Below are 5,455 nucleotides of genomic sequence, written 5' to 3'. Positions count from 1 at the left end.
GATCTCCACCCGCGGCATCTTGTCCACCGGCGAGAAGAAGTGCAGACCGATGAAGTCCTGCTGCCGCGCCACGCCATCGGCGAGATCGGTGATCGGCAGCGTGGAGGTGTTGGAGCCGAGCAGGGCGTCCGGGTTCACCAGGTGCTCGATCTCGCCGAACACCTTCTTCTTCAGACCCGGATCCTCGAAGACCGCCTCCACGACGAAGTCGCAGCCCGCGGCATCGGCCGGGTCGGCGCTCGGGTGGATGCGGCCGAGGATCTCGTCGTAGGAGTCCTGGGTGATCGTGCCCTTGCGCAGCGCCTTGTCGAGCAGCTTGCGGGAGTAGTCCTTACCCCGCTCGGCCGCCTCGATCGTGACGTCCTTCAGCACGACCTGCATGCCGGCGCGGGCCTGCACATAGGCGATGCCCGCGCCCATCATGCCCGCGCCGAGCACGAGGACCTTCTCCGGCTTGCGCACGGGGAAGCCTTCCGGGCGGCTACCGCCCTTGTTGATCGTCCCCAGATCGAAGAACAGGGACTTGATCATGTTGGTCGAGACCTGACCGCAGATCAGCTTGGTGCAGTAGCGGGTCTCGATGGCGAAGGCGGTGTCGATGTCGACCTGCGCGCCTTCGACCGCCGTGGCCAGCACCGCGATCGGTGCGGGCATCGGTGCGCCCTTGAGCTGCTTGCGCACATTCGCCGGGAACGCGGGCAGGTTCGCCGCCAGCGCCGGGCTCGACGGCGTGCCGCCGGGAATCTTGTAGCCCTTCACATCCCACGGCTGGGCCGCCTCGGGATTGGCCGCGATCCAGGCGCGAGCCTTCTCGAACATCTCCTCGCGGGTGGCCGCGACCTCGTGAATGATCCCGACCTGCAGCGCCTTCGCGGGCTTCATCCGCTGGCCCTGGCCGACGACGTTGAGCACCGCGTTGGTGACGCCGAGCAGCCGCACAGTGCGGGTGACACCACCGGCGCCGGGGAGCAGGCCGAAGGTGACCTCGGGCAGGCCGAGCAGGCTGCCCTTGGCGTCGAGCGCGATGCGGTGGTGGGTGGCCAGGGCGACCTCGAAGCCGCCACCGAGCGCGGTGCCGTTGATCGCGGCGACCACCGGCTTGCCCAGCTGCTCGAGCCGGCGGAACGCGGCCTTGTAGGTGTCGAGGCCGAGGGCGATCTGCGGCGCGGTCTCCGGTGTCGCGTTCATCAGCAGGTTCAGGTCGCCACCGGCGAAGAACGTGTTCTTACCCGAGGTGAGGATCACGCCGTCGTAGGTGTCCTTCTCGGCTTCGAGCCGATCGACCGTGGCGGTGAGATCGCGCGCGAATGCGTCGGTCATGGTGTTGGTCGACTGACTCGGGTCGTCGATGGTGAGCACGAGCACCCGGTCGGCGCCCAGGTTCCAGGCAATCATGTTGTCGGTCATGGTCGTTCCTCTGTATCCGGTCCGGCGCTCAGACGCGCTCGATGATGGTGGCGATGCCCATGCCGCCGCCGATGCACAGCGTGATCAGCGCGCGCCGCGCTCCCCGGCGCTCCAGCTCGTCGACCATGGTTCCGGTGATCATGGCGCCGGTGGCGCCCAGCGGGTGACCCATGGCGATCGCGCCGCCGTTGACGTTGAGCTTCTCGTCCGGGATCGCCAGCTTCTTCTGGTAATTGAGCACCACCGACGCGAACGCCTCGTTGAGCTCGAACAGGTCGATGTCGTCGACGGTAAGCCCGGCCAGTGCCAGTACCTTCTCGGTCGCCGGGACCGGGCCGGTCAGCATGATCGTGGAGTCGTTGCCGCTCACCGCAGCCGCGACGATGCGGGCACGCGGCGTCAGACCTGCTGCGGCACCGGCCGATTCGCTGCCGATCAGCACCAGCGCCGAACCGTCGACGATGCCGGAGGAATTGCCCGCGTGATGGACGTGGTCGATCTTCTCGACGTGGTGGTAGCGCTGCAGGGCGACCGCGTCGAAACCGCCCATCTCCCCCATCGCCGCGAACGACGGGCGCAGCCCGGCCAGGCTCTCGACCGTGGTGTCCGGGCGCATGAACTCGTCGTGATCGAGCAGCACGGCACCGTTGATGTCCTTCACCGGGACAATGGATTTGGCGAAGTAACCGCCCGACCAGGCGGCCGCGGCCTTGCCCTGCGACCGCACCGCGAACGCGTCGACGTCCTCGCGGGTGAACCCCTCGATGGTGGCGATCAGGTCCGCGCTGACACCCTGCGGCACGAAGTAGGTGTTGTAGTTGGTGACCGGGTCCAGCGCCCACGCGCCACCGTCGGAGCCCAGCGGAATCCGCGACATCGATTCCACGCCACCGGCGATCACCAGCTGTTCCCAGCCCGAGCGCACCTTCTGCGCCGCGGTGTTGACCGCTTCGAGGCCCGAACCACAGAATCGGTTGAGCTGCACACCGGCCACCGTGTCGGGCAGACCGGCCGCGAGCGCCGCCGTCTTGGCGATATCGGCGCCCTGATCACCGACCGGGGAAACCACGCCGAGGACGATGTCATCGATCAGCGCCGGGTCGAGCCCGGGATACCGGACCTTCAGCTCCTCGATGAGCCCGACCACCAGGTCGAGCGGTTTGACGCCGTGCAGGGCGCCATTCTTCTTGCCGCGACCGCGCGGGGTGCGGATCGCGTCGTAGATGAATGCCTCGGTCATGGTTCCTCGAAACTGTGTCGTGTGATGACAGGTCAGCGATGGGTGAACTGTGCGGTGCGCTTGTCGACGAAGGCGTTCATGCCTTCCTTCTGGTCCTCGATCGCGAACAGCGAGTGGAAGACCCGGCGCTCGAAGCGGATTCCCTCGGCGAGGGTGGTCTCGAAGGACCGGTTCACCGCTTCCTTGGCGATCATGGTGACCGGTAGCGACTTGGCCGCGATGGTCTCGGCGACCTCGGCGGTTACGTCGAGCAGGTCGTCGGCGGGCACGATGCGCGAGACGAGGCCGGCCCGTTCGGCTTCCTCGGCCCCCATGTTCCGGCCGGTCAGCACCAGGTCCATCGCCTTGGCCTTGCCGACCGCCCTGGTGAGCCGCTGTGAGCCGCCGATGCCGGGGATGACGCCGAGTTTGATCTCGGGCTGACCGAATTGCGCGGTGTCGGCGGCGATCAGGATGTCGCAGAGCATGGCGAGCTCGCAGCCACCGCCGAGCGCGTACCCCGCGACCGCGGCGACGGTGGGCTTGCGGAACTGCGCGAGCCGGTCCCAGCGGGCGAAGAAGTCGTCCATGAACATGTCCATGTACGACTTGGGCTGCATCTCCTTGATGTCGGCGCCGGCCGCGAAAGCCTTGGCGGAGCCGGTGATCACCACCGCGCCGACCTCATCGTCGCGTTCGAGTTCGTCCAGGGCGGCGACGATGTCGTCGAGGACCTGGGTGTTGAGCGCATTGAGCGCCTTCGGCCGGTTCAGCGTGATCCAGCCGACCCGGTTCTTGCGCTCGAGCAGGATCGTGTCGTACTCGGTCATTCGGTGTCCTTCCCGGAGCGCTCCCGGATATCGGTGACGATCGCCGAGAAGTCCCGGCCCGCGTCGGTCTGGTTGAACCGCTCGTAGATCGCGGCGGCGAGTTCACCGAGCTGTCCGTCGATGCCGTTGGCGCGCAACGCGTTCGCGGCCAAGGTGAGGTCCTTCGACATCAGCGCGGTGGCGAAGCCGGGCTGGTAGTCGTTGTTGGCCGGGCTCGCGGGGACGGGTCCGGGGACCGGGCAGTAGCTGGTCAGCGCCCAGCTCTGCCCGGAGGCGGTGGAGACCACGTCGAAGAACGACTGGTGGCTCAGGCCGAGCCGCTCCCCGAGCACCAGCGCCTCGGACAACCCGATCATCGAGATCCCGAGCAGCATGTTGTTGCAGATCTTGGCGGCCTGGCCGACACCGGCGTCACCGCAGTGCACCACCTTGCCGCCCATCACCGCCAGCACATCGCTCACCTCGGCGAAGTCGGCGGGTGCGCCGCCGACCATGAAGGTGAGGGTGCCCGCCGTCGCGCCCGCCACGCCACCGGAGACCGGGGCGTCCAGCGGCCGGTGCCCGGCCGACACTGCCTGTGCGGCAGCGGCTTTCGCGTCGGCGACGTCGATGGTGGAACAGTCGATGAACAGCGTGCCCGGTGCCGCGGCGGGCAGGAGCTCGGCGTACACGTCGAGCACGAGCTTGCCGTTGGGCAGCATGGTGATCACCACGTCCCGGTCGACGGCCGCTTCGGCGGCGACGGTCACCACCGTCGCGCCGTCGGCGCGCGCCTGCTCCTGCGCCGCGGGCACCGGATCGAAGGCGACCACGTCGTAGCCGGCCCGCACCAGGTTCGCCGCCATCGGCGCGCCCATGTGGCCGAGCCCGAGGAAACCGATCTTCTTGCTCATCGCTGTGCCTCCTGTGTGGTAGCGCCGAGTTCCTTGTCGCCCAGTTCGGCGAAGTACGCCGCCACCTGCGCGTCGGTGACCTCGGACAGGGTCGCGGGCTCCCACCGCGGATTGCGGTCCTTGTCGATGACCTGGGCGCGGATCCCCTCGACCAGGTCGTGCGAGCGCAGCGAGGCGATCGAGACCCGGTACTCCTGATCCAGCACCGCCTCGAGGCTCGGCAGCGCCCGCGCGGCCCGCAGCGACCGCAACGTCACCTTCAGCGCGACCGGCGACTTGGCCAGCAGATCCTCGGCGGCCTTGGTCGCCTCGGGCGAGTCCGTGGTCTGCAGGCGGGCCGCGATCTCCTCGACGGTGTCTGCGCTGTAGCAGGCATCGATCCAGCCCTGCTGGGCGAGCAGGTCCGAGGACGGTGCCGGTTCGGCGACCGCCGCGATCGCCGCGTCGACGTCGGTGGTGCGCAGCGCGTCGAGCAGTGCCGGGATGGCCGCGGACGGCACGTAGTGGTCGGCGAAGCCGGCCGCGATGGCGTCGCCAGCGCTCATCCGCGCGGTGGTCAGCGCGACATGGGTGCCGAGCTCGCCCGGCGCGCGGGAGAGCAGGTAGGTACCGCCGACGTCGGGAACGAAACCGATGCCGACCTCGGGCATCCCGATCCGGGAGCGTTCGGTGACGATGCGGTGGCTGCCGTGCCCGGACAGGCCGACGCCGCCACCCATCACGATGCCGTCCATGATCACCACGTACGGCTTGGGGTAGCTACCGATCAACGCGTTGAGGATGTACTCGTCGCGCCAGAACACCCCGGTCGGTGAATCGGCGTTCGCCGCACCGCCTTTCGCGTCGGCGTGGATGGCGACGATGTCACCGCCCGCGCACAATCCGCGCTCGCCCGCGCCGCTGACGACGACCGCGCGTACCGCGTCGTCGTCGGCCCATGCGCGCAGCGCCTCGGTGATCGCCAGTGCCATCGGGTGGTTGAGCGCATTGATGGCCTTGGGCCGGTTCAGGATGATGAGGCCGAGGCCGTCCTCGGCGGCGATCAGCACTTCGGGTTCGTCTGTCAGTCCGCTCGAGTCAGAGTGCGGGCGACTAACACCCTCATG

5 protein-coding genes are annotated in these 5,455 nt (G+C 68.5%); all 5 read right to left on the bottom strand.

From position 1 onward, the window contains the following. Positions 1 to 1,407, bottom strand: a 1,407-nt coding sequence (locus ACFWPJ_RS23255) for a 3-hydroxyacyl-CoA dehydrogenase NAD-binding domain-containing protein (RefSeq protein ID WP_378854500.1), incomplete at its 3' end; no start/stop codon positions are given. 28 nt (positions 1,408 to 1,435) lie between these two features. Further along, positions 1,436 to 2,647 carry an acetyl-CoA C-acetyltransferase gene (locus ACFWPJ_RS23250; RefSeq protein WP_378854499.1) on the bottom strand — a complete coding sequence of 404 codons (1,212 nt, stop codon included), beginning with the start codon at positions 2,645 to 2,647 and terminating at the stop codon, positions 1,436 to 1,438. A gap of 32 nt (positions 2,648 to 2,679) precedes the next feature. Then, positions 2,680 to 3,456: an enoyl-CoA hydratase gene (locus ACFWPJ_RS23245; protein ID WP_378854498.1), complete on the bottom strand. Its 777-nt coding sequence runs from the start codon at positions 3,454 to 3,456 to the stop codon at positions 2,680 to 2,682. Then, positions 3,453 to 4,349, bottom strand: a complete 897-nt coding sequence (gene mmsB, locus ACFWPJ_RS23240) for a 3-hydroxyisobutyrate dehydrogenase (protein ID WP_378854497.1) — start codon at positions 4,347 to 4,349, stop codon at positions 3,453 to 3,455. The genes ACFWPJ_RS23245 and mmsB overlap by 4 nt, the downstream gene beginning before the upstream one ends. Continuing rightward, complete coding sequence (locus ACFWPJ_RS23235; protein ID WP_378854501.1) at positions 4,346 to 5,416, bottom strand: enoyl-CoA hydratase/isomerase family protein; 1,071 nt, start codon at positions 5,414 to 5,416, stop codon at positions 4,346 to 4,348. The genes mmsB and ACFWPJ_RS23235 overlap by 4 nt, the downstream gene beginning before the upstream one ends. Positions 5,417 to 5,455: the final 39 nt, after the last annotated feature.

Origin of the sequence: Nocardia sp. NPDC058497, assembly GCF_042720195.1 — a bacterium.
Taxonomy (GTDB): Bacteria; Actinomycetota; Actinomycetes; order Mycobacteriales; family Mycobacteriaceae; genus Nocardia.
The sequence above is the reverse complement of the archived record's forward strand: the minus strand, read 5'-3'. Positions and strand labels throughout refer to the sequence as shown.